The 23105-nt window shown below is 47.8% G+C and carries 22 protein-coding genes and 16 pseudogenes; 26 read left to right on the top strand and 12 right to left on the bottom strand.

What is annotated here, in order from left to right; genetic code table 11:
* Window positions 1-152 precede the first annotated feature (152 nt).
* Window positions 153-1112 (bottom strand): chemotaxis protein, encoded by a 960-nt coding sequence (locus tag LU633_RS08455; protein ID WP_016191864.1) that lies wholly within the window; start codon window positions 1110-1112, stop codon window positions 153-155.
* 534 nt (window positions 1113-1646) lie between these two features.
* Between LU633_RS08455 and LU633_RS08450 the strand changes: the two are divergent.
* The 4 genes and pseudogenes from LU633_RS08450 to LU633_RS08435 form a co-directional block, all read left to right on the top strand.
* Window positions 1647-1820, top strand: a pseudogene (locus LU633_RS08450) (DUF554 family protein); the annotation flags it as partial.
* A 195-nt stretch (window positions 1821-2015) separates the two neighbouring features.
* Window positions 2016-3113 (top strand): annotated as a pseudogene (locus tag LU633_RS08445) (tyrosine-type recombinase/integrase).
* 76 nt (window positions 3114-3189) lie between these two features.
* On the top strand, window positions 3190-3498 hold the full coding sequence (locus LU633_RS08440) for a hypothetical protein (RefSeq protein WP_016191863.1): 309 nt from the start codon (window positions 3190-3192) through the stop codon (window positions 3496-3498).
* 25 nt (window positions 3499-3523) lie between these two features.
* The gene (locus LU633_RS08435; RefSeq protein WP_016191862.1) at window positions 3524-3934 is read left to right on the top strand and encodes a type II toxin-antitoxin system HicB family antitoxin; all 411 of its coding nucleotides are present in this window, start codon (window positions 3524-3526) and stop codon (window positions 3932-3934) included.
* A gap of 37 nt (window positions 3935-3971) precedes the next feature.
* Here LU633_RS08435 and LU633_RS08430 read toward each other — a convergent pair whose 3' ends face one another.
* Window positions 3972-4991, bottom strand: coding sequence for a glycosyltransferase family 9 protein (locus LU633_RS08430; RefSeq protein ID WP_046371802.1), 1020 nt, complete (start codon window positions 4989-4991; stop codon window positions 3972-3974).
* A protein-coding gene (locus LU633_RS08425) for an IS1 family transposase (RefSeq protein ID WP_233482010.1) occupies window positions 4961-5658 on the bottom strand; the annotation gives its coding sequence in 2 pieces (ribosomal slippage) (window positions 4961-5397 and window positions 5397-5658; 699 coding nt in all). The genes LU633_RS08430 and LU633_RS08425 overlap by 31 nt, the downstream gene beginning before the upstream one ends.
* 103 nt (window positions 5659-5761) lie before the next feature.
* On the opposite strand from LU633_RS08425, the gene LU633_RS08420 reads away from it, so the two are divergent.
* The 12 genes and pseudogenes from LU633_RS08420 to LU633_RS08365 all read left to right on the top strand — a co-directional run.
* The gene (locus LU633_RS08420) at window positions 5762-6124 is read left to right on the top strand and encodes a hypothetical protein (RefSeq protein WP_046371800.1); all 363 of its coding nucleotides are present in this window, start codon (window positions 5762-5764) and stop codon (window positions 6122-6124) included.
* Window positions 6125-6159: 35 nt separating this feature from the next.
* Window positions 6160-6552, top strand: coding sequence for a DUF2303 family protein (locus LU633_RS08415; RefSeq protein ID WP_046371831.1), 393 nt, complete (start codon window positions 6160-6162; stop codon window positions 6550-6552).
* 100 nt (window positions 6553-6652) lie between these two features.
* A protein-coding gene (locus tag LU633_RS08410) for an IS3 family transposase (protein WP_152664139.1) occupies window positions 6653-7773 on the top strand; the annotation gives its coding sequence in 2 pieces (ribosomal slippage) (window positions 6653-6911 and window positions 6911-7773; 1122 coding nt in all).
* A gap of 60 nt (window positions 7774-7833) precedes the next feature.
* Window positions 7834-8624, top strand: a pseudogene (locus LU633_RS08405) (ParB/RepB/Spo0J family partition protein).
* The gene (locus tag LU633_RS08400) at window positions 8621-8854 is read left to right on the top strand and encodes a ParE family toxin-like protein (protein ID WP_016191859.1); all 234 of its coding nucleotides are present in this window, start codon (window positions 8621-8623) and stop codon (window positions 8852-8854) included. The pseudogene LU633_RS08405 and the gene LU633_RS08400 overlap by 4 nt, the downstream one beginning before the upstream one ends.
* An 84-nt stretch (window positions 8855-8938) precedes the next feature.
* Entirely contained in the window at window positions 8939-9184 is a 246-nt protein-coding gene (locus tag LU633_RS08395; protein WP_016191858.1) for a hypothetical protein, read from the top strand.
* A gap of 68 nt (window positions 9185-9252) precedes the next feature.
* Window positions 9253-9501: pseudogene (locus LU633_RS08390) on the top strand (hypothetical protein); the annotation flags it as partial.
* Entirely contained in the window at window positions 9498-9725 is a 228-nt protein-coding gene (locus LU633_RS08385) for a hypothetical protein (RefSeq protein WP_016191856.1), read from the top strand. The pseudogene LU633_RS08390 and the gene LU633_RS08385, both read left to right, overlap by 4 nt.
* Entirely contained in the window at window positions 9707-10300 is a 594-nt protein-coding gene (locus LU633_RS08380) for an HNH endonuclease signature motif containing protein (protein ID WP_040465699.1), read from the top strand. Before LU633_RS08385 ends, LU633_RS08380 begins: the two co-directional genes overlap by 19 nt.
* Window positions 10297-10722 (top strand): hypothetical protein, encoded by a 426-nt coding sequence (locus LU633_RS08375; protein ID WP_016191854.1) that lies wholly within the window; start codon window positions 10297-10299, stop codon window positions 10720-10722. Before LU633_RS08380 ends, LU633_RS08375 begins: the two co-directional genes overlap by 4 nt.
* The gene (locus tag LU633_RS08370; RefSeq protein WP_016191853.1) at window positions 10723-10953 is read left to right on the top strand and encodes a DUF4060 family protein; all 231 of its coding nucleotides are present in this window, start codon (window positions 10723-10725) and stop codon (window positions 10951-10953) included.
* A gap of 19 nt (window positions 10954-10972) precedes the next feature.
* Window positions 10973-11242 (top strand): annotated as a pseudogene (locus LU633_RS08365) (3'-5' exonuclease); the annotation flags it as partial.
* A 62-nt stretch (window positions 11243-11304) separates the two neighbouring features.
* On the opposite strand, the gene LU633_RS08360 reads toward LU633_RS08365, so the two are convergent.
* On the bottom strand, window positions 11305-12345 hold the full coding sequence (locus LU633_RS08360) for an IS481 family transposase (RefSeq protein WP_046372128.1): 1041 nt from the start codon (window positions 12343-12345) through the stop codon (window positions 11305-11307).
* Between the two features lie 283 nt (window positions 12346-12628).
* Here LU633_RS08360 and LU633_RS26150 point away from each other — a divergent pair, with 283 nt between their 5' ends.
* The 3 genes and pseudogenes from LU633_RS26150 to LU633_RS08350 form a co-directional block, all read left to right on the top strand.
* Complete coding sequence (locus LU633_RS26150) at window positions 12629-12730, top strand: hypothetical protein (RefSeq protein ID WP_152664137.1); 102 nt, start codon at window positions 12629-12631, stop codon at window positions 12728-12730.
* Window positions 12731-12761: 31 nt separating this feature from the next.
* Window positions 12762-13459, top strand: a protein-coding gene (locus LU633_RS08355; protein ID WP_233482009.1) for an IS1 family transposase whose coding sequence is annotated in 2 segments (ribosomal slippage) — window positions 12762-13011 and window positions 13011-13459 — 699 coding nt in all. Because the reading frame shifts where the segments join, the coding sequence is not laid out codon by codon here.
* Window positions 13460-13676: 217 nt separating this feature from the next.
* Window positions 13677-14220, top strand: a pseudogene (locus LU633_RS08350) (IS110 family RNA-guided transposase); the annotation flags it as partial.
* Here the strand turns inward: LU633_RS08350 and LU633_RS08345 are convergent.
* A pseudogene (locus LU633_RS08345) lies at window positions 14221-14333 on the bottom strand (IS481 family transposase); the annotation flags it as partial.
* Here LU633_RS08345 and LU633_RS08340 point away from each other — a divergent pair.
* Together LU633_RS08340 and LU633_RS08335 are read left to right on the top strand one after the other, a co-directional pair.
* Window positions 14331-14527: pseudogene (locus LU633_RS08340) on the top strand (transposase); the annotation flags it as partial. The pseudogenes LU633_RS08345 and LU633_RS08340 sit on opposite strands and share 3 nt — an antisense overlap.
* Window positions 14528-14772: 245 nt before the next feature.
* Entirely contained in the window at window positions 14773-14871 is a 99-nt protein-coding gene (locus tag LU633_RS08335) for a YoaK family small membrane protein (RefSeq protein WP_152664136.1), read from the top strand.
* 52 nt (window positions 14872-14923) lie between these two features.
* On the opposite strand, the pseudogene LU633_RS26480 reads toward LU633_RS08335, so the two are convergent.
* Window positions 14924-15163 (bottom strand): annotated as a pseudogene (locus LU633_RS26480) (transposase); the annotation flags it as partial.
* A 54-nt stretch (window positions 15164-15217) separates the two neighbouring features.
* Window positions 15218-15409, bottom strand: a pseudogene (locus LU633_RS26475) (transposase); the annotation flags it as partial.
* Window positions 15410-16019: 610 nt separating this feature from the next.
* Between LU633_RS26475 and LU633_RS08325 the strand changes: the two are divergent.
* The 5 genes and pseudogenes from LU633_RS08325 to LU633_RS08315 all read left to right on the top strand — a co-directional run.
* Window positions 16020-16277: pseudogene (locus LU633_RS08325) on the top strand (IS1-like element transposase); the annotation flags it as partial.
* The gene (locus LU633_RS26470; protein WP_456151887.1) at window positions 16214-16348 is read left to right on the top strand and encodes a hypothetical protein; all 135 of its coding nucleotides are present in this window, start codon (window positions 16214-16216) and stop codon (window positions 16346-16348) included. The pseudogene LU633_RS08325 and the gene LU633_RS26470, both read left to right, overlap by 64 nt.
* Window positions 16296-16409, top strand: a complete 114-nt coding sequence (locus LU633_RS26465; protein ID WP_072052786.1) for an IS1 family transposase — start codon at window positions 16296-16298, stop codon at window positions 16407-16409. The genes LU633_RS26470 and LU633_RS26465 overlap by 53 nt, the downstream gene beginning before the upstream one ends.
* 328 nt (window positions 16410-16737) lie before the next feature.
* A pseudogene (locus LU633_RS08320) lies at window positions 16738-17567 on the top strand (IS5 family transposase).
* A gap of 132 nt (window positions 17568-17699) precedes the next feature.
* Window positions 17700-18563, top strand: a pseudogene (locus tag LU633_RS08315) (nucleoside-specific channel-forming protein Tsx).
* A 129-nt stretch (window positions 18564-18692) separates the two neighbouring features.
* On the opposite strand, the gene LU633_RS08310 reads toward LU633_RS08315, so the two are convergent.
* The 5 genes and pseudogenes from LU633_RS08310 to LU633_RS08290 form a co-directional block, all read right to left on the bottom strand.
* A complete protein-coding gene (locus LU633_RS08310; protein WP_016191847.1) occupies window positions 18693-19112 on the bottom strand; it encodes a hypothetical protein in 420 nt (139 codons plus the stop codon).
* Window positions 19113-19219: 107 nt separating this feature from the next.
* Window positions 19220-20140: pseudogene (gene mmuM / locus LU633_RS08305) on the bottom strand (homocysteine S-methyltransferase).
* Between the two features lie 7 nt (window positions 20141-20147).
* A pseudogene (locus LU633_RS08300) lies at window positions 20148-20690 on the bottom strand (amino acid permease); the annotation flags it as partial.
* Window positions 20691-20698: 8 nt separating this feature from the next.
* Complete coding sequence (locus LU633_RS08295) at window positions 20699-22021, bottom strand: IS4 family transposase (protein WP_046371795.1); 1323 nt, start codon at window positions 22019-22021, stop codon at window positions 20699-20701.
* Between the two features lie 83 nt (window positions 22022-22104).
* Window positions 22105-22962, bottom strand: a pseudogene (locus LU633_RS08290) (amino acid permease); the annotation flags it as partial.
* Window positions 22963-23105 lie beyond the last annotated feature (143 nt).

The following is a 23105-nucleotide window of genomic DNA, read 5'->3' as shown; positions in this document are numbered from 1 at the left end:
CAAAGGTGCTTTTTTCAAATAAGCGGAAAGTGTCATATGGCACTCCGCTTATAATCCCCACGATGCCGGGAACGAGGTTACCGCAAGATTACAAAGCGTGACGCGCCATTGCTGACCACTTATGCAAGTCACGAATTGCCCCCGAATTTCAGTCAGTGTGGTGCATTTTCCAGTACCTTATGGATGACCGATGAAAGTTCATTGATTTCAAATTTGGCAACATAGCCGTTAGCCCCTACTTTGCGTACGTGATCTTCGTTCGCGCTACCAGAAAGCGATGAGTGAATCACCACGGGAATATTACGTAAACGCTGGTCAGTTTTGATATTACGAGTGAGAGTGAAACCGTCCATTTCAGGCATTTCCAAATCGGTCAGTACCAGAGCAATTTTGTCGTGAACAGACTCGCCGTTAGCTATCGCCTGCTGATCAATTTGTTTGATTTTTTCCCAGGCTTCCAGGCCGGTAACATGCATTAATGCCGGTATTCCCATCACTTTCAATCCCTGTTCAAGCATCTGACGGGCCACTTTAGAATCCTCAGCCACAATAGCGACAGCGCCTGGCTTAATGTTGAAAGAATTGAGCTTGATATCGCCTTCTTTTACTTCACGCACCGACGGAATAACATCATTGAGAATTTGTTCGACATCCAGAACCAGTGCCATGCTGTTGGTTTTACTGTCCAGGCAGGCAATACTGGTAATATTGCGGCTGCTAACGCCGGACTCGGCCGTATGAATCTGGCTCCAGTCAAGACGCACAATATCATCAACGGATTCAACGGCGAAAGCCTGAGTACTCCGGGCGTATTCGGTTACTAATAACAGGTTGAGGCCGGTTTCTGGCGAACACCCCGCCACTGCGGGCAGATCAATCACCGGGATGAACTGGCCGCGAATGTTGGCCATTCCCAGCAAAGGAGATTTCATTCCTGCTGCTTTGGTAATGGTTGGCATGGGAACAATTTCACGCAGCTTAAATACATTGATACCAAAGAGTTCTGGTTTCGCTTCGCTATTGTCTGCTCCCAGACGAAACAGTAATAATTCAAACTTATTGGATAAGGCGAGATTCGCTCTCTCATCAATGTCTTTTTGAAAATTATCCATCTCTACCTCTGAGTTATCTTTTTGGTTATACGCAATCCACATCAGTGTACGCAGAGAGGGACAGAGTGCTGTTCTGTCGTTCAGGCGTGGTACACTGAATCACACTCTGTGTATATCGGCAGCAATAAAAAAAAGTACAGGGTAGTCACCGATTAATTATCAGCAGCTCCCGAAAGACAGTTCTGTCAGCGCAGACCTGCTACCTCCTTTATCACCATCGCGGTGTTATCTAAACCCACAGATTCGGCTTGCGAAATGCAAATAATTTAATACGAGAAAAAGGCATCTCGTTTTCAATCGACATTCTGGAAAAAACTAAGATAGCTTATTTCTATGAACATGCTCGCCACGAATCGATGAATCCATTGTTATTATTCTGAACTGTCAGAAATATTCATCGTGAATATTAAAAACAGCCCATTATTGCAATAATATCACTGGTTATTTATTTTTGTTTAAATCTTCAGGAGAATGATATGTTAACAGGACCAACAGTGAACAGCTTCACCATCGTTGCAGGTGGTTATTTTGCCGATGATTTTAGGAGTCGTATTGGGTGAACTGTTCTACCTGGAGAGAAATATTGGTAAGGTGGGCAATCTGGCACGTGGCATTGCCGCTAAACTGGCACCGGACAACGGCATGGATCAACGTGCCTTTACCGAAAAATTCGTGGCAATCGTTGTACTTTTCTGCGCCAGTGGTACAGAAGTTATCGGGGCCATGCTGAATCGTGAAGGGCTGTATTTTGGCGCTGCGCCGCTGCTTTCGCTGGATTGGTGCGGATTTATAGACTCTTTATTTTCGTGCATTTTTTGTCTTTATGTCGTATTTTCGCTTTCTCAGTACACCATACTGTACACCACATCAATGGTGTACCGGGATACAGGAATCAGTAGAAGTATGGCTTACTATAACATAGTAAAGCGTCCGCGTGCTGACGGTACTGTGAGGTACCGCTGCACTGCTGGCGTAAAGGAAGGTGGCAAACATCTACATCGCGAAACGCGAACCTTTGGCAAATTGGCTCAAGCCAAAACATGGGGGGCAAAACGCGTAATCGAACTGGAAGAAAATGGCGTACCCAACAGCAACGACATCGGGAAAATGACTGTTGGTGACCTGTTAAAACGTTATATCAACGATCCCAATCTTGGTGGCAAGGCTGGCCGCACAAAGCGTTATGTGCTCGATATGCTGCTGGATTGCGACATAGCCGAGACTTTACTTACAGACCTGTCAACCAGCCACGTTATCGAACATTGTCGCCAGAGAAACGGGGCAGGTGCTGGTCCATCCACAGTTAACCACGATGTGAGTTACTTATCTTCTGTTTTAGCTTCAGCTAAACCTGTTTATGGTATTGACTACATAACCAACCCCGCAACCGACTCAAGGCCACTCCTGCTCCAGATGGGGCTGATTGGCAAATCCAGGCGACGCAGCCGCCGCCCGGCAAGCAACGAGTTGGATAGATTGCTGGCCGGGCTCGAGTCCAGAAGCTAACACATCGCGGCAAAAATACCCTTCGTTGATATTCTGAACTTTTCGATCCTCAGTTGTATGAGGGTGGGCGAAGTGTGCAAAATCCGTTGGGAGGACGTGGACGAAAAACAAAAGGCCGTACTGGTCAGAGACAGAAAAGATCCGCGCAAAAAATCAGGTAATCATATGCTGGTTCCACTGCTCGGAGAAGCCTGGAACATCGTGCAGCGTCAGCCCAAAACCAGCGAGTTAATTTTCCCCTATAACTCCCGTTCCGTAACGGCGGGTTTCCAGCGTGTAAGGAATGCCCTGGGCATTGAAGACTTGCGGTACCACGATCTGCGCCGCGAAGGAGCCAGCCGACTATTCGAGGCAGGGTTCAGTATCGAAGAAGTGGCTCAGGTCACCGGCCATCGTTCACTAAATGTTTTATGGCAGGTTTATACGGAGCTATACCCCAAATCCCTGCATGAAAAATTCAACTCAAAAATGATTGACGTAAAACACAAAATATGAAGTCGTAAATTTTTGCAAGTTTGACAGGTAAAGGGTAAAATCCGTTCGACAGATACTAAGTGTGAGGGGCGTGCAATTGAGCGAAGATAAAAAAGTCGAATTCAGTACCAGCGACATACTGAACGCTTTACTGCATCGCGGGCAGAACATGCAGCATCTGGCCACTCAGGAAAGCGTCGATAATCTTCGTCGTGAAAGTGAGGCGAATTTTAATCAGATTAGCAAGCGTTTCGAACAGGTTGATAAGCGATTTGAGCAAGCCGATAAGCGTTTCGACAAACTGGAGAGCAAGCTGGATCGTTTACAGTGGTTTATCGTTGCTGCTGCGCTTGCTCTTATCTTTAAAGATTATCTTTTTAAAGCCGCCGCTGCTCTCGCCCATTGATACCTCCCACTTACTGGAGGTTTAAATGTTGTATCCCGTTGCTATTGATAAAAGCGATTCATCGTTCGGCGTTCGCGTACCTGATACTACAGGCTGCTTCTCTGGCGGCGACAGCTATCAGGATGCGATTGAGAGCGTGCGTGAGGCTATCGACGCACATATTGAACTACTGGTGGAAGATGGCGAAGCGGTGCCGGAAGCGACCAGCGTGGAAAACTGGCTGGCCGATCCCGATTATGCTGGAGTGGTGTGGGCGCTGGTTGATGTGGATGTTACCCGTTTAATGGGGAAAGCGGAAAAAATCAGCGTTACACTCCCTTCTTTGCTGATCCGCCGTATCAATCAGTTTGTCGCTGCGCACCCTGAGTACGGTAGCCGTTCCGGCTTCCTGTCCCGCGTGGCAGCTGATAAAGTTATTGGACGAGAAAAACATTAAGCCTCGTGAGAAGCTTTCCTGTAAAGCCATCTAACGTTCACAGTTGCGTCGGGCTGCGTTCACTTATTGCTGACATAACTTCCTGAGCGGTAATAACGAACATCGGTTGGTCGGAAAATTCAGAAGTAAGTGGACGTTCTTCGGGAGGCACCCTTATAACAGTATGCAGTTCCTTATCCTGAAGAGGGCCAGTATGAGCCGGGTTAGCAGTAACAAACAGGCTTATTGTGGGAACCTTAAGTGCAACAGCTATGTGTAGCGGTCCTGTATCACCAGTAACAAGAACATCAAATCTTGAAATATGCTCAACCAGTTCTTTTAAGTTTAGAGTTCCCACATAGTTTTCAATATAATTACACTCATCACGACTCATACCTGCAAAAAACGAATTAGCCAAATTTATTTCTTTAGGAGAACCAATAAGAGCTATGCGACATTTCATCCCAGAAGAAAGTAACAGCCTTGCCAGCTCCTGAAAACGATAAACCGGCCAGCGCCTTAGAGATTCAGACGCACCAAGTTGGAAAGCTACAACTATTCTATCTTTCGATTTTTCTTGATCAAGTTCAATTTTTACGGGTATTGACATGGAAATATCTTTTTTTTCACACCCTAACTCACCCACTAAATTGAGTTTGCGTTCAATTAAATGGCCTTTAAATTCATGATTACTTATTGATGAAATCCAACGCTTCAAAATCAAATCTTTTTCGTTGTAGCTATCTTTCAAAATATATTCACACCCAGATAACGATACGCAAAGTATATCATAGGGACTTTTGGAGTGGAGTAATATCGCCAACACAGGTTTTTGCTTTCGAATTTCACAGATTAATGACGGCAAGAATTTAACCTTCTGATCCCAATAAAGTATCTTAGAAAACCAGTCACTCCCCTCAACAAGAAGCTTATTTTTATAACTCGACACCAATGTGATTTTTGCGTTCGGGTAACGTTCCCGCACAGCTCGTATAGCTGGAGTATTAAAAAGAAAATCACCGAGAGCAGTTGGGTCGTGACGCAGATTTATTGATAATGATGAAGAGTAAGATACCAACCGATGATCTTATCGTGCATTTCCTCTGTCTTAGAAAAGCAAATTGTTCTGCGGGTCAGTCGTTTGATATGTGTGCGAAGATTAAGATTATGTCGTTCTGTCCGTTGGGTATATTTCTTGCTCACCACGTGGCCTGTTGCACTTAACAGAACTTTATAAACCGGCCAGGCATCTGTCATATAAAAGGCAATGTTAAATTTGCTTAACAGGGCCGGCAATCGTCGCAGGGCCGGGGCATTTCTCGGGCCGAAGACGTGGGCCAGAGCACGTTTGCGGATACGGTCATAAGCATAGAACAACCACCGGGGATTGCTTTTACACCGCACGTAAGACCATTGTTCACCGGCTTCACAGCAGATAACAACCTCCGTTTCGGGGTCGATATTCTCAGCTACCTGCTTTGGCGAAATTTTTTTAAGTGCCGCAGAACCGTATTGAGGCTGATACCGAGAACCCGTGCGGTATCGCGACATCCGTAACCATTCATGGCCATATTAACAATGGTCTGGTGTGTGTCTGGTTTGGCACCGGCGTAGCTAAAGTTGAGCTGAAAGGTCTTTGAACAATGCTTGCAGATGTAACGTTGGGCACCGGATGCTGAATGTCCGTTACATCGTACAGCATGAGTTTCATTGCACTGAGGGCAGACGACATCAACTTTAGCCATATGTTACATCCAAAGCGCAAAGCATACGTGATCAGCAAGTCTGCGTCACGACCTAACCGTCCTTTTTATTCCCGAAATAACCATTATTTAATGGAGATTCATTATGTCTGAAAATAAAAGTACGCCATTTAGTCAACAGCTTGCTTACTTAAATAAAGGCACGCTGGACAGTGAATTAACCGATGGCATTACCGCACTTGTGAAAGCAGTACGCGAAACAGGAAAAAAGGGAACATTAACCCTGACAATTACCTGTGCGATGCTCAATACGCGCGATGAAAACGCAATGCGCCTTACACCATCGGTTAAAACAACTCTACCAGAACTTGATCGCGCTGAAACAATTATGTTCTCAACGTTTGACGGTGATTTACTTCGCGATGATCCGCAACAAGTGCAAATGGATTTACGCGTTATTGATACCCAACCAACTGCTGCACCTATCCAGTTATCGCAGCAGGGCTAAACCGTAGTTAAATCATTAACAATTGAGGATTAAAAATGGACGTTACCAATAACAACGAATCGGTTAAACATATTGCCGAACTCGCTGTATCAGGTTCACTTATTAAGACGGATATCCCTTACGCAGTTGTACCGCGTGGTTATGAAGTTGAATCTCTTGAAAAATTCATCGTTGATGAAAAGCAAGTCAAACAGAGCGTTACTGTCACTTCTGCTTCTTCTCTGATCGCCTACGTTGTCCGCTTCAAAGATGATCGCAGTGTTATTTTTGCTGATACTGAAAATACACGTTTTCGCGGTGTACTGGATTACCACCTGGACGGTAATACCCCGTTTAAAAATACGCATACAGTAACATATGACTGTCCTCACTCCGAAGAGTGGAAAGCATTTACCCAATACGACAAGAAATCAATGAATCAGGTCTAATTTGCTGAGTTCATTGAGCAAAACATTAATGACCTGCTCCCCGTTGATTAATACAGCGCGATGTTAGTAATGTCTTCATAAGTCACATGAGGACATCCCCATGAAGAAGCGATTTTCCGACGAACAGATCATCAGTATTCTCCGCGAGGCCGAAGCCGGGGTTTCGGCCCGGGAACTCTGCCGCAAGCATGCTATTTCAGACGCTACCTTCTACACCGGGCGCAAGAAGTTTGGCGGCATGGAAGTCCCCGAAGTGAAGCGGCTCAAGTCACTTGAAGAGGAGAACGCCCGCCTCAAGAAGCTGCTCGCTGAAGCCATGCTGGATAAGGAAGCGCTTAAGGTGGCTCTGGGCCGAAAGTTCTGACGACAGACCAGAAGCGGGAAGCCGTGGAAGTCATGTGTGAGATAACGGGTCTGTCGCAACGTCGTGCCTGCAGGCTGGCCGGTCTGTCCCTTTCAACCTGCCGTTATTCGGTTCAGCGTCCGGCTGCTGACGCGCAACTATCTCTGCGTATCACAGAGCTGGCACTTGAACGTCGCCGATTTGGTTACCGGCGCATCTGGCAGTTATTGCGTCGGGAGGGCCTTCACTTCAACCACAAGAGGGTTTACCGCATCTATCACCTTAACGGTCTCGGTGTAAAACGCAGGCGACGCCGTAAGGGTCTGGCGACTGAGCGGCTTCCGCTTCTCCGCCCGGATGCGCCGAACCTGACATGGTCGATGGATTTTGTCATGGATGCACTTGCCAGCGGCCGCCGGATTAAGTGCCTGACCTGCGTGGATGATTTCACGAAGGAGTGTCTGACGATCACCGCCGCTTTCGGTATTTCAGGCGTTCAGGTCGCACGTATTCTGGACGGCCTCGCGCTGTTTCGCGGCTATCCGGCAACGATAAGAACCGATCAGGGCCCGGAATTTACCTGCTGTGCGCTCGAACAGTGGGCTTTTGAGCATGGTGTAGAACTGCGACTTATCCAGCCGGGTAAGCCAACACAGAACGGATTTATTGAGAGTTTTAACGGACGCTTTCGGGATGAATGCCTGAATGAGCACTGGTTCAGCGATATTCTTCATGCCCGGAAAATCATTAATGACTGGCGGCAGGATTATAACGAGTCCAGACCTCATTCATCGCTGAATTACCAGGCGCCGCTTGAATTTGCAGCATGCTGGCGAAACGGGAAACATGAAGAAAAACCAACCGACATTACTAACTGAAGGCTGTATCTAATACTGGGGGCAGGTCAGACTGTCAAAAATAAACATTAAAGGTGAACTATGGCCAGTTTAAGCCAACTATATAGCAGCAAAGAATCAGGGTTGACGACAAAGAAAACATTTCTGGTTCCGCTCTCTGAAATTTATGCCGAAGAAGGTTATAACGTTCTCACGTTGAGGAATTTCGCGATGCTTTTATTGCTGGCGAATATATACCACCACTGGCGGTGGAGGTAACGGAACTCGGTGTTAAAGTCATTGACGGTCACCATCGTTATTATGGCGCACTGGCGGCGACTGAGGCCGGATGTGAAATACCCAGACTGGAATGTAAAGACTTTGTTGGTAGTGAAGCAGATAAAATCGCATTCATGGTTACCAGTTCCCAAGGTTTGGCACTTACCCCTTTAGAACGGGCAGCAGCGTATCAACGTCTTTTAAACCAGAACTGGACTATTCAGGAAATAGCCAAAAAGGTTAAACGCTCTGAATCAGATATTATTCAGCACACCCAGTTAGAAGAATGCTCTGGCTATATTAATAGCCTTGTTCGTTCCGGTTCGATGAATTATGCCATTGCGATCAGTATTCACCGTGAACATGGTGTATACGCTGATCGTGAAGCCGCACGGTTGATTAAAAAAGCAGAAGACGCTGGAAAAACCAAAGTTACAAAGAGCATTGCCCAATCTCAATTTAGTGCCAAGAAAGCACGCCGGATGCTTGAACTGCTATTTGATGCTGTTCCAATCGTCCAGGGTGAAAACAATATGCTTATGCTGAATAGCAGTGTAAAAGACGAGGTCATGCAGATAATTAGTGATTATCGCAATGAAGGCCACCAGCAATGAACGTCAAATTTAATAATGCGCCTTTATGGATAACAGAAAAGGCATTGGCTCTATTAAGCCAATTCAGTAACAGTCGGGTTATTCCTCGCCGAGTTAAAAATAAACCCCTTCTTACTTTACGTGTTAATAAACGCTGGCATTTACTTTCTCATAACGGGGGTAAAGATTGGCAATTACTTACCCATAATGATTATCGCAACATCATTACTCAACAGCCGGAGGCAAAATGAAAGAGCGAGAATACTTTGTTATCAGCGTCAAGCATAACCAGCGCAGTGACCGCTACGGCCCACGCATGAATACTGGAGAGTGAGATGTCAAAACTAACTACAACAGAGCGCAAGTGGCTTTCTGAAGTTCAGGCTGTTCTGGACCGCTGCCCTTCTGATCGTATTGGCTTTTACACGACTGGCGATTGCACGGTATTTACATGGAATTTGGATAAAACAGACGCCGTTAACGACCACTGTTGTGACTTTTACGAGGCAGTTAAAAAAGAGCGTGCCAGCTTCAGCATAACTCTAAAATTTCCAGCACAAGTTGAAAGCACAGCAGGTTGAGGACCAAATCATGACAATTACATCTGAAAAACTGATTTCTAATCTGGACGGGCAGCGAAATGGTCGGATGGACGCCATCAATCCATATGCCGCGCTGGGCTTCACGTATCACCCTGGAGATTACAGGTGTGAGGGTTGAGCGGTTACAGGATATCAGTGCCAGTGATGCTCTGACAGAGGGTGTCACGCACCGCACCATGAATTGCCCCAGACATGAGTATTTCCAGATCTGGAACAGCATTTATGGCGACATGGCTCACGAAGCTAACCCGTGGGTATGGGTTATCGAATTCAAATGTATGGAGGGTAAGGCATGAAAAATTCACTCGAAGATTTGAATAATCACTTATTTGCACAAATCGAAAGATTGTCAGACGAAGAGCTGGGTGGTGAAGCCTTAAGCATTGAGCTACAACGTTCAAAAGCGATATCTGCTGTTGCCAGTCAGATTATCGGCAACGGCAAGCTGGCTCTCGAAGCCCAAAAGGCATTGGGGGCGGGAGAAGTTAAAACGGTACATAAATGGCTGGAGGCAAAATAATGTTTGTTTACAGTTCAGAAATGCGTGCGTGGATGCGCATCAATTATATGTTGCCAGCAGGTCAACTTACAGCAGCTTTCAATCATAAATTTTGTACTGATAGAACTGCGAAACATATTCATGGATTCCGAAAAACAATGGGGCTGAAAACTGGACGTACCGGGCGCTATGAAAAAGGCAACGTCCCATTTAATGCTGGTACTAAAGGGTTTATGAAAAGAAATTCTGGCACATTCAGAAAAGGAAATATACCCGCAAACCATCGACCGATGGGTTCTGAACGGATAGATTCAAAAGACGGATATATTTATATAAAGGTAGCAGAACCTAATAGATGGAGAATGAAGCATCGGGTTATATGGGTTCAACATTACGGAAAAATAAGACAAGGTGAAATTATAACGTTCAGGGATGGAAACATCCTCAACTGTAATATTGAAAATCTGGAAAAAATCACCAGAGCCGAACATGCCGTATATAACAAAAGGTTCAGCGGCATCCCCACTGAATTGAAGCCTACCGCAAGAGCAATAGTAAAACTTGGTCTGGCAGTTTCAGGGAGATCAGCAGATTGACAATTACAGCAGAAGACGTGATTTACGGATTAGGTTTGCATGCTCAAGAAAAGGAGGGTGGCAGTTATCACGTAAATGTAGATGAGGCTCGCATTCTGTTGGCTTACATCGACGCCCAAGCAGTGCGGATTGCAGAACTGGAAGCCCGTGAAAACCGAGTGACAAAACTCGTTTTTGATAGCAGTAAGTCGTGGCATTTGCTTGCTGATAAATGGGCTAAGGCAGAGCAAGAGCTGGCAGCGCTGCGGGAACATGTAAACCAGTCTTACAAGTTAAACTCTCCGGTAATCCCGGATGGTTTAATCGTCGCCGTTAATCATCTGCTAGACGTTGATGGCACCAGAGGGTGTTGCAGCACCATCCAATGCCATGATGCGCGGGAAAAGGTAGAACGTTTACTGGCAGTAGCGTCGGGGGCTTGAGTGAAGGAAGTCATTAGAGGCGACACCGAGCCTGTTCACATTGTGGTAGCAAATCAGGCCATCGAAACGCATAAGAGAAAGTACGGAACTGGCAACAAATATCATCCCATCATCTACTCGATCAGATACCGCAATAAATCCTATCAAATTGAAGTAACGAACCGAAAAACAACAATATCGGCATCGGTCATTACGGGTGTCCGCAGGTTATTGAAGGTTTGGAATGCATAACACCATAAAAGGAATACAAATGTTTAATCACTTAATGATTGACCTCGAAACAATGGGCAATAAACCATCATCACCGATTCTAGCAATCGGCGCGGTGTTCTTTTCTCCACAAAATGGAGAGCTTGGAGAGGAATTCTACACCCCGGTGAATCTTGAAAGTGCAATGGCCGGTGGGGCAATCCCTGATGCTGATACGATCATTTGGTGGCTGAAGCAAAGTTCAGAAGCCCGCGCGGCTGTATGTGTTGACGGCACGCCATCGCTAATGTCAGCACTCTATGATATGAATAAATTGTACTAGCTCAGACCTGATCTGACAGTTACCGGTTATTTATACAGGTGTCTGTCAGATTACATCTGGTTCAGATTTTTTTCTGCCCAGACTCGTTTACCATCAAGTAACGTGGCCATTGGCGTACGCCCGCAGCACATTTTTCCCTGATGAGTTCGCTCATTATTGTAATGCCACAACCCGTTGTCCAGATCCGTTTGCAGGCTCTCCAGGTCTTCGTATAACTTCTTACGGAACGTAACCTGATAAAAATCCTGCAAAATAGTTTTATGGAAGCGCTCGCAGATGCCGTTCGTCTGCGGAGACATCGCCTTCGTTTTTGTATGGTCGATATCGTTGATGGCCAGATACAGCTGGTAATCATGCTGCTCCACCTTACCACAGTACTCCGTTCCCCTGTCGGTCAGGATCCTCAGCATCGGCAGTCCCTGAGCCTCGTAGAACGGCAGTACGCGATCATTGAGCAGGTCTGCGGCGGTGATCGGCGTTTTACTCGTATACAGCTTGCAGTGTGCCACTTTCGAGTACGTATCCACGAACGTCTGCTGGTAGATACGACCCACACCTTTCAGATTGCCCACGTAGAAGGTGTCCTGCGACCCGAGATAACCCGGGTGAGCAGTTTCGATTTCTCCGCTGGCCTCGTCATCGTGGGCCTTCTTCTCCAGCGCTGCGATTTGAGCGTCGGTAAGCACGATGCCTTCTCTGGCGACCTTTTCCTCAAGTGCCTTCAGGCGTTTACGGAAGTTCTCCAGGTCGTGCCGTTGCCAGATGGAGCGCACGCCGCTACCGGAGATAAACACGCCTTTTTTACGCAGCTCATTACTGGTCCGGTGTTGCCCGTGGGCCGGGAACTCAACGGCATATTCAACAACAGCGCGTTCAGTGGCTTCGTCGGCGCGGTTCTTCAGGTTGGGGACGCGGCGGTTCTGGTTAATCAGCGCATCGATGCCGCCTTCAGCAGCCAGTTCCTGATAACGGTAAAACGTGTCGCGTGACACGCCCATGATCTTGCAGGCTTTTGATACGTTACCGAGTTCTTCGGCGAGATTGAGCAGGCCGGCTTTGTGTTTGATGATGGGATTGTTAGTATGAAGCATGAGAGTTACCTCGCGTTTTGTTTAAGGATTAGACACCCATATCAAAACCGGTAACTCTCAACCTTTCAAGGTCCAGTGTCAGATCAAGTCGCGACTAATACAGATTACGAACCTAAGTAAGAGCAACCGGTGGGGAGCAATCCCCACCAACTCTTTGTTGTCGTGGTCTTGCCTCAATGCACCCTTCCCCCAAAAAAACTGGCACACGGTACACCAATAGTACACCACGAGAATATAAATTATTGATTTTTATCCATAGTGAACCCCATCTTCTGTAGGAGCAATGACAGAAGGTATGGCCCAGGCCCCGGGTATCTTATATGTCAAAGCAATAATGGACTTTTTCACAGCAGCCATATTCTCGGTCGTGACGCAGACTTGCTGATCACGTATGCTTTGCGCTTTGGATGTAACATATGGCTAAAGTTGATGTCGTCTGCCCTCAGTGCAATGAAACTCATGCTGTACGATGTAACGGACATTCAGCATCCGGTGCCCAACGTTACATCTGCAAGCATTGTTCAAAGACCTTTCTGCTCAATTTTAGCTACTCCGGTGCCAAACCAGACACACACCAGACCATTGTTAATATGGCCATGAATGTTTCCGGATGTCGCGATACCGCACGGGTCCTCGGTATCAGCCTCAATACGGTTCTGCGGCACGTAAAAAAATTTCCCCAAAGCAGGTAGCTGAGAATATCGCCCCCGAAACGGAGGTTGTTATCTGCTGTGAAGCCGGTGAACAATGGTCTTACGTGCGGTGTAAAAGCAATCCCCGGTGGTTGTTCTATGCTTATGACCGTATCCGCAAACGTGCTCTGGCCCACGTCTTCGGCCCGAGAAATGCCCCGACCCTGCGACGATTGCTGGCCCTGTTAAGCAAATTTAACCTTGCCTTTTATATGACAGATGCCTGGCCGGTTTATAAAGTTCTGTTAAGTGCAACAGGCCACGTGGTGAGCAAGAAATATACCCAACGGACAGAACGGCATAATCTTAATCTTCGCACACATATCAAACGACTGACCCGCAGAACAATTTGCTTTTCTAAGTCAGAGGAAATGCACGATAAGATCATCGGTTGGTATCTTACTCTTCATCATTATCAATAAATCTGCGTCACGACCCTATTCTCTACTATTTCTGGGATATTCAGTAATACTGATATCTTTTCCACAATGGGTTATTCAGTTTTATATTGCCTCATCTACCGTGGTTATTTTACCGCACATCCATCAGATTTTACTACTGCGGGCGGTTAATGAGATGGTCCCCATCCCCTGTGAGCGCTACGCTGACAGGGGGTTTTTCTTTCTGGGGAAGGCCATCATGCAAAACGTTACGTGTATTGGTATCCGTTCTCGGCAAGCATTCCTTCCACATTCACTGCCAGGATAAATCAGGCAAGGCATTACTACGTAAAAAGGTTGCCCGTACCAAACTTATTGAGTTTCTGGCTGGCTGCACATCGGCTAGCGTTGTGATAGAAGCCAGCGCCGGCACCCATTTTATGGCTCGCCGGCTCGCTGATTTAGTCCATGAAGCAAAATTGATTTCTCCGCAGTTCGTCCGCCCTTTTGTTAAGAGCAACAGGAACGATTTTGTCGATGCGAAAGCCATATGCGAAGCAGAACCCCGTCCCTCAATGCGATTTGTGCAACCACGAACTGAAGCCCGGCAGGCCATGCGGGCACTTCACCGCGTCAGGGAATCGCTGGTCAGAGATAAAGTCAAAACGACCAATCAGATGCATGCTTTTTTGCTGGAATTTGGCATCAGTATGCCAATCGGAGCCGCCGTGATAAAACGGCTTTCAACCGTCCTTGCAGAGAACGAACTTCCTCCCTATCTGGCACAGTTGCTGATACGCTTAAAGCTTGCAGTGCGACACTTTCGGGTACGTATCCACAAACGTCTGAGGGTAGATGCGGCCACACCTTCCAGATTGCCAACGCAGGCGGTGTCCTGCGACCCGAGGTAAGCAGGACGATTGCCAAAACAATCCGCAATAGGTTGTACGGAATACTGAATGCGATGCAGCACGGGGTATCGAACGGGAATACTGAAGCGCTGAACAGCAAGATCCGGTTACTGAGGATCAAATTCCGGGGTTACAGAAACAGGGAGCGCTTCAGGCAGGGAGTAGTGTGCACTCTGGAAAGCTGAACATGGCGTTCTGAGTTTCCCACAATGATCGGGGAAGCCCCATAAACTTCCACTAATTAAAATCTGTGCCACAAGGTAAGATGTAGCGTTACTGTTCGGCGCTTGCTGAAAAACGTTATGTCATTGGGGGATAAAGTGAAACATCTGTTAGTTCCGGTACTGCTTATTATTACGGTTTTGGTCGCGGTTTTCTTTGTGATGACGGACGGTCGCTATCCATGGTAAGAGACTCCGATAGTTTTCAATACAGGAATACAAAGTGAAAATTGGCTATTTGTTTCCGGCAGCCGTCGGTATTGCGGGGATCGCGTTACTCATTTGGTTCATCGCCAGCGGAGCCTGGATGCCGGGTACCTGATCCCTGCCTGAACACAGGACCCTGTGAATAATTCTGTGTATCCGCCACCATATTAAAGGTGATCGCTCAGGCGGTCACCGAACCCGATAATAAAGCGACTCATCGCCAGCCGCCAGTTCTGAACCGGCATACTCCATTTTTTCGAAGCATTCCTGATCGTCAGATAAATAACTTTTCGCACTGGGTCATCTAGCGGGAATACTTTTCGTTTCTTTATCGCCTGACGGATCACGCTGTTCAGCGATTCGATGGCATTGGTGGTGTAGAGGGCTTTGCGGATATCGGGCAGATACAGGGACAAAATCTGGCTGTCCATCTGCATGATCCGCGTCTGGTTTTTCTTTATCAGCTGAAAGGTGCTTTCGCTTTCGCGATCACGTGGGGTCTGAATTTCAATCTCACCGTCATCACTGAGCAGGGTTTTGGAAGAGTAGCCATTGCGCGTACCGGAGCCTGCTTTGGACGCATTCTTCTCGTGTCCGGTGTGGTCAGCCAGTTCAGCATTAAGGGCAGTTTCAACGGTGAACCTGGTGAGCATACGGGAAAACGGGTTAAGTTCGGCTTCGGTTTTCAGTCCCTTAGCCAGTTCAGCCGCGAGGGCTTTGAGTTTCTTTTCGTCCATAATTTGCCTGTCTCCTTTAGCGGAGTGAAGATATCAAAAACAGGCGGATACACAATTTAAATTACAGTCTCGAACACCGTGATAATATCAGCGTCTTGTAACGGCATCAGTACGCCCGTTACTTCTCCACGATGTCGTTATGAACTCTGTGTTTATTACTTTTGATACAGTGCGTTCATTATTTAGTGGCATGACTTTCAGTAAGGAACGTCTGGTCATGGAAAATATTTCAGTTCATTTAGTATCAAAGCAACGTCAAGAAGATAAATTATTTAACTGCGGTAAGTAAAAGAACACTCGCCACAGGAGTTCTGAGCACAATATTGTTATGTTTCAAATTCTCTAACCAACTAAAAAATCGGTAAAGAGTATGAAAACATCGCCTCATATTCAATATAACTTTAAACAATGACAGCTTTGAATAAACACTAATAAAAGTTCAGTATTATTATCTAAAATCATATACAAAGCCTGGTCGTGACGCAGACTTGCTGATCACGTATGCTTTGCACTTTGGATGTAACATATGGCTAAAGTTGATGTCGTCTGCCCTCAGTGCAATGAAACTCATGCTGTACGATGTAACGGACATTCAGCATCCGGTGCCCAACGTTACATCTGCAAGCATTGTTCAAAGACCTTTCTGCTCAACTTTAGCTACTCCGGTGCCAAACCAGACACACACCAGACCATTGTTAATATGGCCATGAATGGTTACGGATGTCGCGATACCGCACGGGTCCTCGGTATCAGCCTCAATACGGTTCTGCGGCACGTAAAAAAATTTCCCCAAAGCAGGTAGCTGAGAATATCGACCATCAAACGACTGACCCGCAGAACAATTTGCTTTTCTAAGTCAGAGGAAATGCACGATAAGATCACCGGTTGGTATCTTACTCTTCATCATTATCAATAAATTTGCGTCACGACCCAAAGCCTGAACTTATTCAATTCAGACATGCATACAATCAGTATCCTGATCTGTCGCAAACAGGGAATAATTGCAACAAGAGAATGATATCGTACTGATAAGCAGTATATTCAAAGGGTATAAACTGGCGATATTATCAGCGGTATGAAGCAACCACACTGACCTGGCCAGCAAGGCTGCATTTCTCACCATGTTCAGTCAATAGCAGGAAAACATTGGGCCTTTATGCAAAGCTACCAGGCAGAGCAATCTAAGAGCCTGTCCCAAAAGGCGTTATCGTATAATGCATCCCGGTCATATCTGAGGGCAAAGTATGGCAGGCGGTAAAGGGAAGATTAGCGATGAACTCCGGGACAAAATGGCCCCGCTTATCCCGGAATACAAAACCCGCCATCCTCCGGGTACACACCGAAAACGTGTTGATAATCGGGCCGCAATGAACGCCATTTTCTTCGTCCCCAGCACAACCTGTCAGTGGAATGCACTCAATACCACAGGGATAGGTTCATCAGCTTCTGCGCCCCGGCGCTTCCGGGAACGGAGAGACGCAGGTGTCTTCGGGCGTTTCTGGCAGAACGGATCACTGGCCTGTGAACACCCGGACGGCACGGACTGCTCATGGTTGTCGGTGGATGGCGGTATGACAACATCACCGCTGCCCAGGACAAAAAAACAGGACGCAACACCACGGACACAGGGACACAGGGACACAGGGCGTAAAGCCCAGTCTGATGACAGACGCCGGCGGGCTTCCTCTGTCACGGGGCGTCGCAGCAGCAGACAGGCATGACATCAAACTGGTGGCGGACACACCCGGTGCTCTTCAGACGGGATGCCCGGGGCAAAAACCCGGACTCTGCCCGGACAAAGGCGACGGAGCGCCCGGGCAAAACAGACCGGTTGGGCCGTCGTGACGAGCCTTATATCCCGCCCCGTAAAGAGGAATGAGATGCCAGCAAAACCACGAGCTTCAGGACCCGTCGCCGGGCCGTCGGGAGGACGCACAGCCGGATGAACTGGTTTCGCCGGGTCCTGACCCGACGGGAAAAGACATCTGAGAATGACGGGGGCCTGTTGCGTTTTTCCTGTGGTCTTATTGTCTGGAATAACGTTCTGTTGAGACAGGCTCTTATTAACAAATGACGGTCCAATGTTATTTAAGGTAAAGCGGGTATTATTTCTGAAAATCAGCACCCACTTATTTCCTCAATAACAACTGATTTGTGCCCCTGCTGCGTGTCGGCCAAAAAGGGACAGTAGGTGTGTGGTAATATAATTAAATATAAAATTGTGATAGCTGGTACACTTGCTGCGCTTTCTTACAGTGCGTCCTCCGCTACAACCGACAATGCTGAATATGTTTCTGACTGGTGGCATCAAAGCGCCAACATAGTCGGAAGCTATCACTCTCGCTTTGGACCCCAGCTCAATAATGATGTCTGTCTGGAATATGAGGCTTTCGCCAAAAAAGCCTGGCTAGATTTCTATGGCTATGTCGATGTGCCTAAATTTTTCGGTGCCGGAAGCTCAAATGACCGAGGAATCTGGAATAATGGCTCCCCGCTGTTCATGGAGATTGAACCGCGTTTCTCTATCGACAAGCTGATCAACACCGATCTCAGCTTCGGACCATTCAAAGAATGGTATTTTGCCAATAACTATATTTTCGATATGGGTCACAACAGCGCCAACCGACAAAATACCGGGTATATGGGGCTGGGAACCGATATTGATATCCATTCTGACATGGGGCTATCACTTAACGTTTACGCTAAATATCAGTGGGAAAACTACGGTGCCGCTAATGAAAATAGCTGGGATGGCTATCGCTATTAAGGTGAAGTATTTTATTCCACTGACCAGCCTGTGGGAAGGAGAACTCACCTATATAGGTTTTACCAACGTTGACTGGGGTTCCAATTTGCGTGACAAGTCAGACGCCTCGCGCACCAGTAATGCGATTGCCTCGAGCCATATCCTTTCACTGAGTTACGATCACTGGCACTACTCCTTCGTGGCTCGCTGGTTCCATAACGGCGGGCAATGGTCAGATGGTCAGGGCTAAACTTTGCGAACGGCCCATTCTGGATGAAATCTACTGGCTGGGGCTACTACCTGGTGGTTGGCTACAACTTCTGATGATTGCTTTTCCTTCCGCCCGCAAGGTATTACGGGCGGCAGAATATTGGCACAGACACAGATAACAACACGGCAGCACATCAGCATGTGACGAACATAAAAAAAAGTATCCCTCACTTATGCCACCGACTAACTGCGCGCCCCAACTGGGTTCATAATCGTTTCAACCTCTGCCGGTTCAATGTTGTACATGCCACCATTAAAGGGATCGACAATTAGCCAGCCCGGAAAAACGCCCAGAGGAATATTGCCCAAAATATACCAAAGATTGGCTTTTTCACTTAACGGTATGGTTTGCGGCACAAAGCCCGTGCGTTCCAGTAAAAGCGTAAATTTTTTCTTACCAAAATAGCTGCCGTCAGATTTCTCCAGGGTAACCGTTTTTGGCGTTACGCCTTCTGCCACTGCCCTTCCCGTTTCATCCTGAACCACAAATTTCACGCCCTGAGGCCAGGTTTTGATTGCAACATCCTGAGTTTTACTTCCAACAATAGTCGCACAGCCGCTCAACAACCATACTGAAGCCAGCGCTACCAGCAGCATTTTCATAAATATTCCTGAGAAATTAACCATAGTGCCAGTCTAAACGGAGTACGGCAGGTTTTCATTATTAACGCCCGACAACTACGGGCGTTATAAGACAAATTTCCAGCAGGCTATTGCGAGTGGCAGCATTTTACGATGGCCGCAATACCGGCAGGCGTGGGGCGACAGCACCCCCCTATCAATTTTGCGCCAGCACGTTGCCAGGCCTCAAGATGGTCAGTAAGGCAACTGTCGGCAGCACCACTGTGCCATGTTTTGCTGCCAGCATCGTATTGCTCACCCGAGTTTGGATAGACCACCAGTGGCTTCGCTGTAAGTAACAACAGTGCCTGTAAAGATGCTGTCACCTTGTCCAGCGCAATACAATTAATGCCCAGAGCCACCGCCTGCGGACACTCTTCAAGAAAAGAAACAAACCTCGCGCAGCGGTGTTCCGTCACTAAGGTGTTCACTGTCACGTAGCGTAAAAGAGAACCAGGCTGGTATCCCGGGAAATTCCTGCAAAAGCGCCACCAGCGCATTAATTTCAGCAAATGAAGGCAATGTTTCACACGCCAGTATATCAACCCCCGCATCCACCAGCGCACGGACGCGCGGCCTGTGGAAGTCCATCATCTGCGTTTGCGGCAAAGAGTAATCGCCCCGATATTCGGAACCATCCGCCAGAAAAGCGCCATAAGGACCAACGGAACCCGCTATCAGCAAGGTTTTCACAGCGGGCTGTTCAGCATGGTAGTCAGTTCTGGCACGGCTCGCCAGCTCAACGCCAGCGCATCGGCTTCATTAATTCCACGGCGAGCAAAACCTTGTGGCGTGGTCTGGTAGCTGGCAGTGATCGCCACCTGCGCACCGGCTCTGAAATAATCAAGATGAACCTGATAAATCAGATCTGGGTTTTCCAGCAGCACTTTTGCTGACCATAATGCATCCACGAGGTCACAGCCACGCGCTTCCAACTCTGTTGCCATTGCACCATCCAGCACCAGGCCGGCTGCAATCTGTTGCTGCACTGAATATTCTGTCACTGGCATATTAACTCTATCTCGCATTCTTGCGTTTATTCAGTAACTGTGTGAGATGATAAGCACCATAACATAGCGCCACAAAAGGCAACCCACAGTACAAGGCGATACGCTGTGAGGGATCAAATGCCAGACCTGCACAGGCCAGCAGGCAGAGCAGGAAACCGAGGATCGGCGTCATCGGATACCAGGGGGCGTGATATTTAAGGCTCGAAAGCGGATTTCCCGCCTTCAGGTGCACACGGCGGAAGAAATAGTGCGCGGCACAGATGCTCAACCAAACTGCGACCACCGCAAAACCAGAAATAGCTGACAGCGCCACAAAAACGGTGTCCGGCGCAATGACGCTGGAGAATAGGGCCAGTAATCCCCCTAACATACTCACCGAGATGGCAAACAGTGGAATACCACGCCGGGTCAGTCTGGCAAAGCAGCGAGGCAGTGTTTTCTCATTGGAAAGCGACCAGAGCATACGTCCTGATGCATACAGCCCTGAGTTGGCCGCCGAGAGGATTGCCGTAAGAATAACGAAGTTGAAAATATCTGCCGCCCACGGAATAATGCTGGTCACTTAAGGTGACCAGCAACCTTTTTATCCGGATATTTCCTGCTCTTTACCCTCAACTCTCTCGGGTAACTTCGCTCTCTTCTACCCGGTAACACAAGCCATTTCGCCTGTTCATACAGGGTTCTCAGTTCTCCCGGCATTTTTCCCGGCGAAGCCCAGGGCAGGGTTATCAGCATCCGGATTATTTCGCTTATCGCTCCACTGAAGCTCAGCTGGTAAGGCAGGTAATCTCCTTTCAGATGGAACGCCATCTGCACCATCTGATATCGCACCAGGTTATAAGCCAGCAGTACTCCCCATAGCTCCTGTCTCACCAGCTCCGGCAGGCGACTGCGTAATGTCCACCGGCTGTCCAGCATACCCTGCTTTGCTTCCCGGTAGCCCAGTTCTATTTCCCAGCGGTGGCGATATAGCTCGCTGATATCTTTACCCGGATAGCGATTCGGGTCTGTCAGTGACGTCAGCACCTGCCTCTCTTTACCGTCTACCCTGCGGGTCAGCAGTCTTGCCACCATTTCTTCCGGGACCCCTGGCCATTGCTTCCTGGCTCGTGGACTGGTTTTCAGGCATATCAGTTCATCTCCACGCCCCAAACGGCGAACCACCTGATACTGTACGTGTTTTTTCAACGGCAACAACCAGTGACGGTGTTCTCCTGCTGTCTGCCAGTGATGAAGCAGACCCATCGAATAAAATCCCTTATCGAACAGGGTGATACTGTTATTCGGGGTTTTCTCCGTCAGGTGCTCAGCCAGCCGCATTTCACTGACTTTTTCACTGTCGAATGCACTGGCGGCGATCAGATGGCTGCTCAGCTCCATCAGACAAACCATTCGCACCTGAGGATAGCCGCCTTCGCCGTACTGGCTGCTGTGTTTACTGAAGACGGCTCTGTTTTCCGGCGTATCGGCGGTACGCCAGACCACGCCGTCGACAGCAAACAGATTCAGACCGTGCCATTTTGGATGTGCAGCCTGCTGATTCCAGTGCTGCTGTGTGATATCAAAAAGCTCCCGCACTGCATTTTCACCCAGAGTCTTACGGCGCTGAATGACAGCGCTGCGTGCGGTAAAAGGAGCTCCGGTCCGGTCAGTAATATCCATCAGATTGACGATTTCGGTCATCGGACGATCGCAAAAAATGGACATCCCAACGACAAGCCAAATCATGGATTCGAGGGAAAGTTTACGTTTACGCAAAGTAACGGTATCGGTCAGGGTGAGCGCCTGCTGAATAAGCTCGGGAGGAATAAGGTCGGCGAGACTACGGGCGCGCTCAGGAGTGGCGGCATTGATGATGCCGAGGGCCTGGGAAAGTTCCATTTAAAAAGGGTTCCATGATGAACATAGAACCCTTTTTACCGCATAAACCGGATCGGTCAACCGATCCTTAAATGATCGGCATTAGCCCACGGAATACCGATTTTCTCAAACACCATGACAAAAGGGCTTTTCACGATCCCGGCCTGGCCCATGGGAATTAACGCCGCCAGCACCAGCACGGTGCCGAGAAAGAAAATGATCAGGCGTGCAACCGTCGTGCGAATCGCAATGGGCAGAACCTGATGTGGATTTTCAGTTTCACCCGCCGCAATACCAATCAATTCCGTACCGGAAAAGGCAAAGTTGACTGCAACCATCGTCATTAAAATGGGTAATGCGCCGTGCGGTAACCAGCCGGATACGATCAGGTTGTGAAAAAACGGCGCACTACTTCCATCCTTCAACGGAATGAAGCCAAATATCGCACCTGCCCCAAGCACGATAAATGCCAGAATTGTGACCACTTTGATGATTGAAAACCAGAATTCGCCTTCGGCAAAAAAACGCGACGAAATGACATTGAGTGCGAAAATTACTATGCAAAAAAGCAGGCACCACAGCCATACAGGTGTTTGCGGGAACCAATACTGCATACAAAAACCGGCGGCAGTAAGACTTGAGCCCAGCGCGACCGTCCAGGTCAGCCAGTAAAGCCAGGCAACGGTGTAACCGGTTGCCGGGTTAAGATAACGTGCTGCATAGACATGAAAAGCGCCGGTTTCCGGCATAGCGACCGATAATTCACCCAGACTGAGCATAACCAGATAAACTACCAGTGCACCAATCAGATACGCAAGCAGCGTACCCGCTGCCCCGGTAGTAGAAATAATATATCCCGTATTGAAGAACAAACCCGTACCAATCGCACCGCCCAGAGACAGCATAACCAGATGGCGGGTCTTCATGGTGCGTTTGAACCGCTGAGTTGTATCCTGCTGCATCGCTGTGTTATCCGTATAGACGTCTGAACTTCCATATGTACAGGTTTATACCGATTCCATTTCAGTAAAGCAACGCAACTAAAACAAAGAAGAAATAACTTATTAATATATTTTTAACAATTTATGCAAAGCAGGTGCGGCAG

The organism is Erwinia tracheiphila, from assembly GCF_021365465.1.
In the GTDB taxonomy this organism is placed as follows: Bacteria; Pseudomonadota; Gammaproteobacteria; order Enterobacterales; family Enterobacteriaceae; genus Erwinia; species Erwinia tracheiphila.
This window is presented reverse-complemented; position numbering and strand designations above follow the sequence as displayed.

Coding starts and splice junctions, on each gene's coding strand:
- LU633_RS08455 (WP_016191864.1), bottom strand. CDS start 1,112: ATGGATAATTTTCAAAAAGACATTGATGAGAGAGCGAATCTCGCCTTA.
- LU633_RS08435 (WP_016191862.1), top strand. CDS start 3,524: ATGTTGTATCCCGTTGCTATTGATAAAAGCGATTCATCGTTCGGCGTT.
- LU633_RS08420 (WP_046371800.1), top strand. CDS start 5,762: ATGTCTGAAAATAAAAGTACGCCATTTAGTCAACAGCTTGCTTACTTA.
- LU633_RS08415 (WP_046371831.1), top strand. CDS start 6,160: ATGGACGTTACCAATAACAACGAATCGGTTAAACATATTGCCGAACTC.
- LU633_RS08400 (WP_016191859.1), top strand. CDS start 8,621: ATGAACGTCAAATTTAATAATGCGCCTTTATGGATAACAGAAAAGGCA.
- LU633_RS08395 (WP_016191858.1), top strand. CDS start 8,939: ATGTCAAAACTAACTACAACAGAGCGCAAGTGGCTTTCTGAAGTTCAG.
- LU633_RS08385 (WP_016191856.1), top strand. CDS start 9,498: ATGAAAAATTCACTCGAAGATTTGAATAATCACTTATTTGCACAAATC.
- LU633_RS08380 (WP_040465699.1), top strand. CDS start 9,707: ATGGCTGGAGGCAAAATAATGTTTGTTTACAGTTCAGAAATGCGTGCG.
- LU633_RS08360 (WP_046372128.1), bottom strand. CDS start 12,345: ATGCTTCATACTAACAATCCCATCATCAAACACAAAGCCGGCCTGCTC.
- LU633_RS26150 (WP_152664137.1), top strand. CDS start 12,629: ATGACAGAAGGTATGGCCCAGGCCCCGGGTATCTTATATGTCAAAGCA.
- LU633_RS26470 (WP_456151887.1), top strand. CDS start 16,214: ATGTCGCGATACCGCACGGGTCCTCGGTATCAGCCTCAATACGGTTCT.
- LU633_RS08310 (WP_016191847.1), bottom strand. CDS start 19,112: ATGAAAATGCTGCTGGTAGCGCTGGCTTCAGTATGGTTGTTGAGCGGC.
- LU633_RS08295 (WP_046371795.1), bottom strand. CDS start 22,021: ATGGAACTTTCCCAGGCCCTCGGCATCATCAATGCCGCCACTCCTGAG.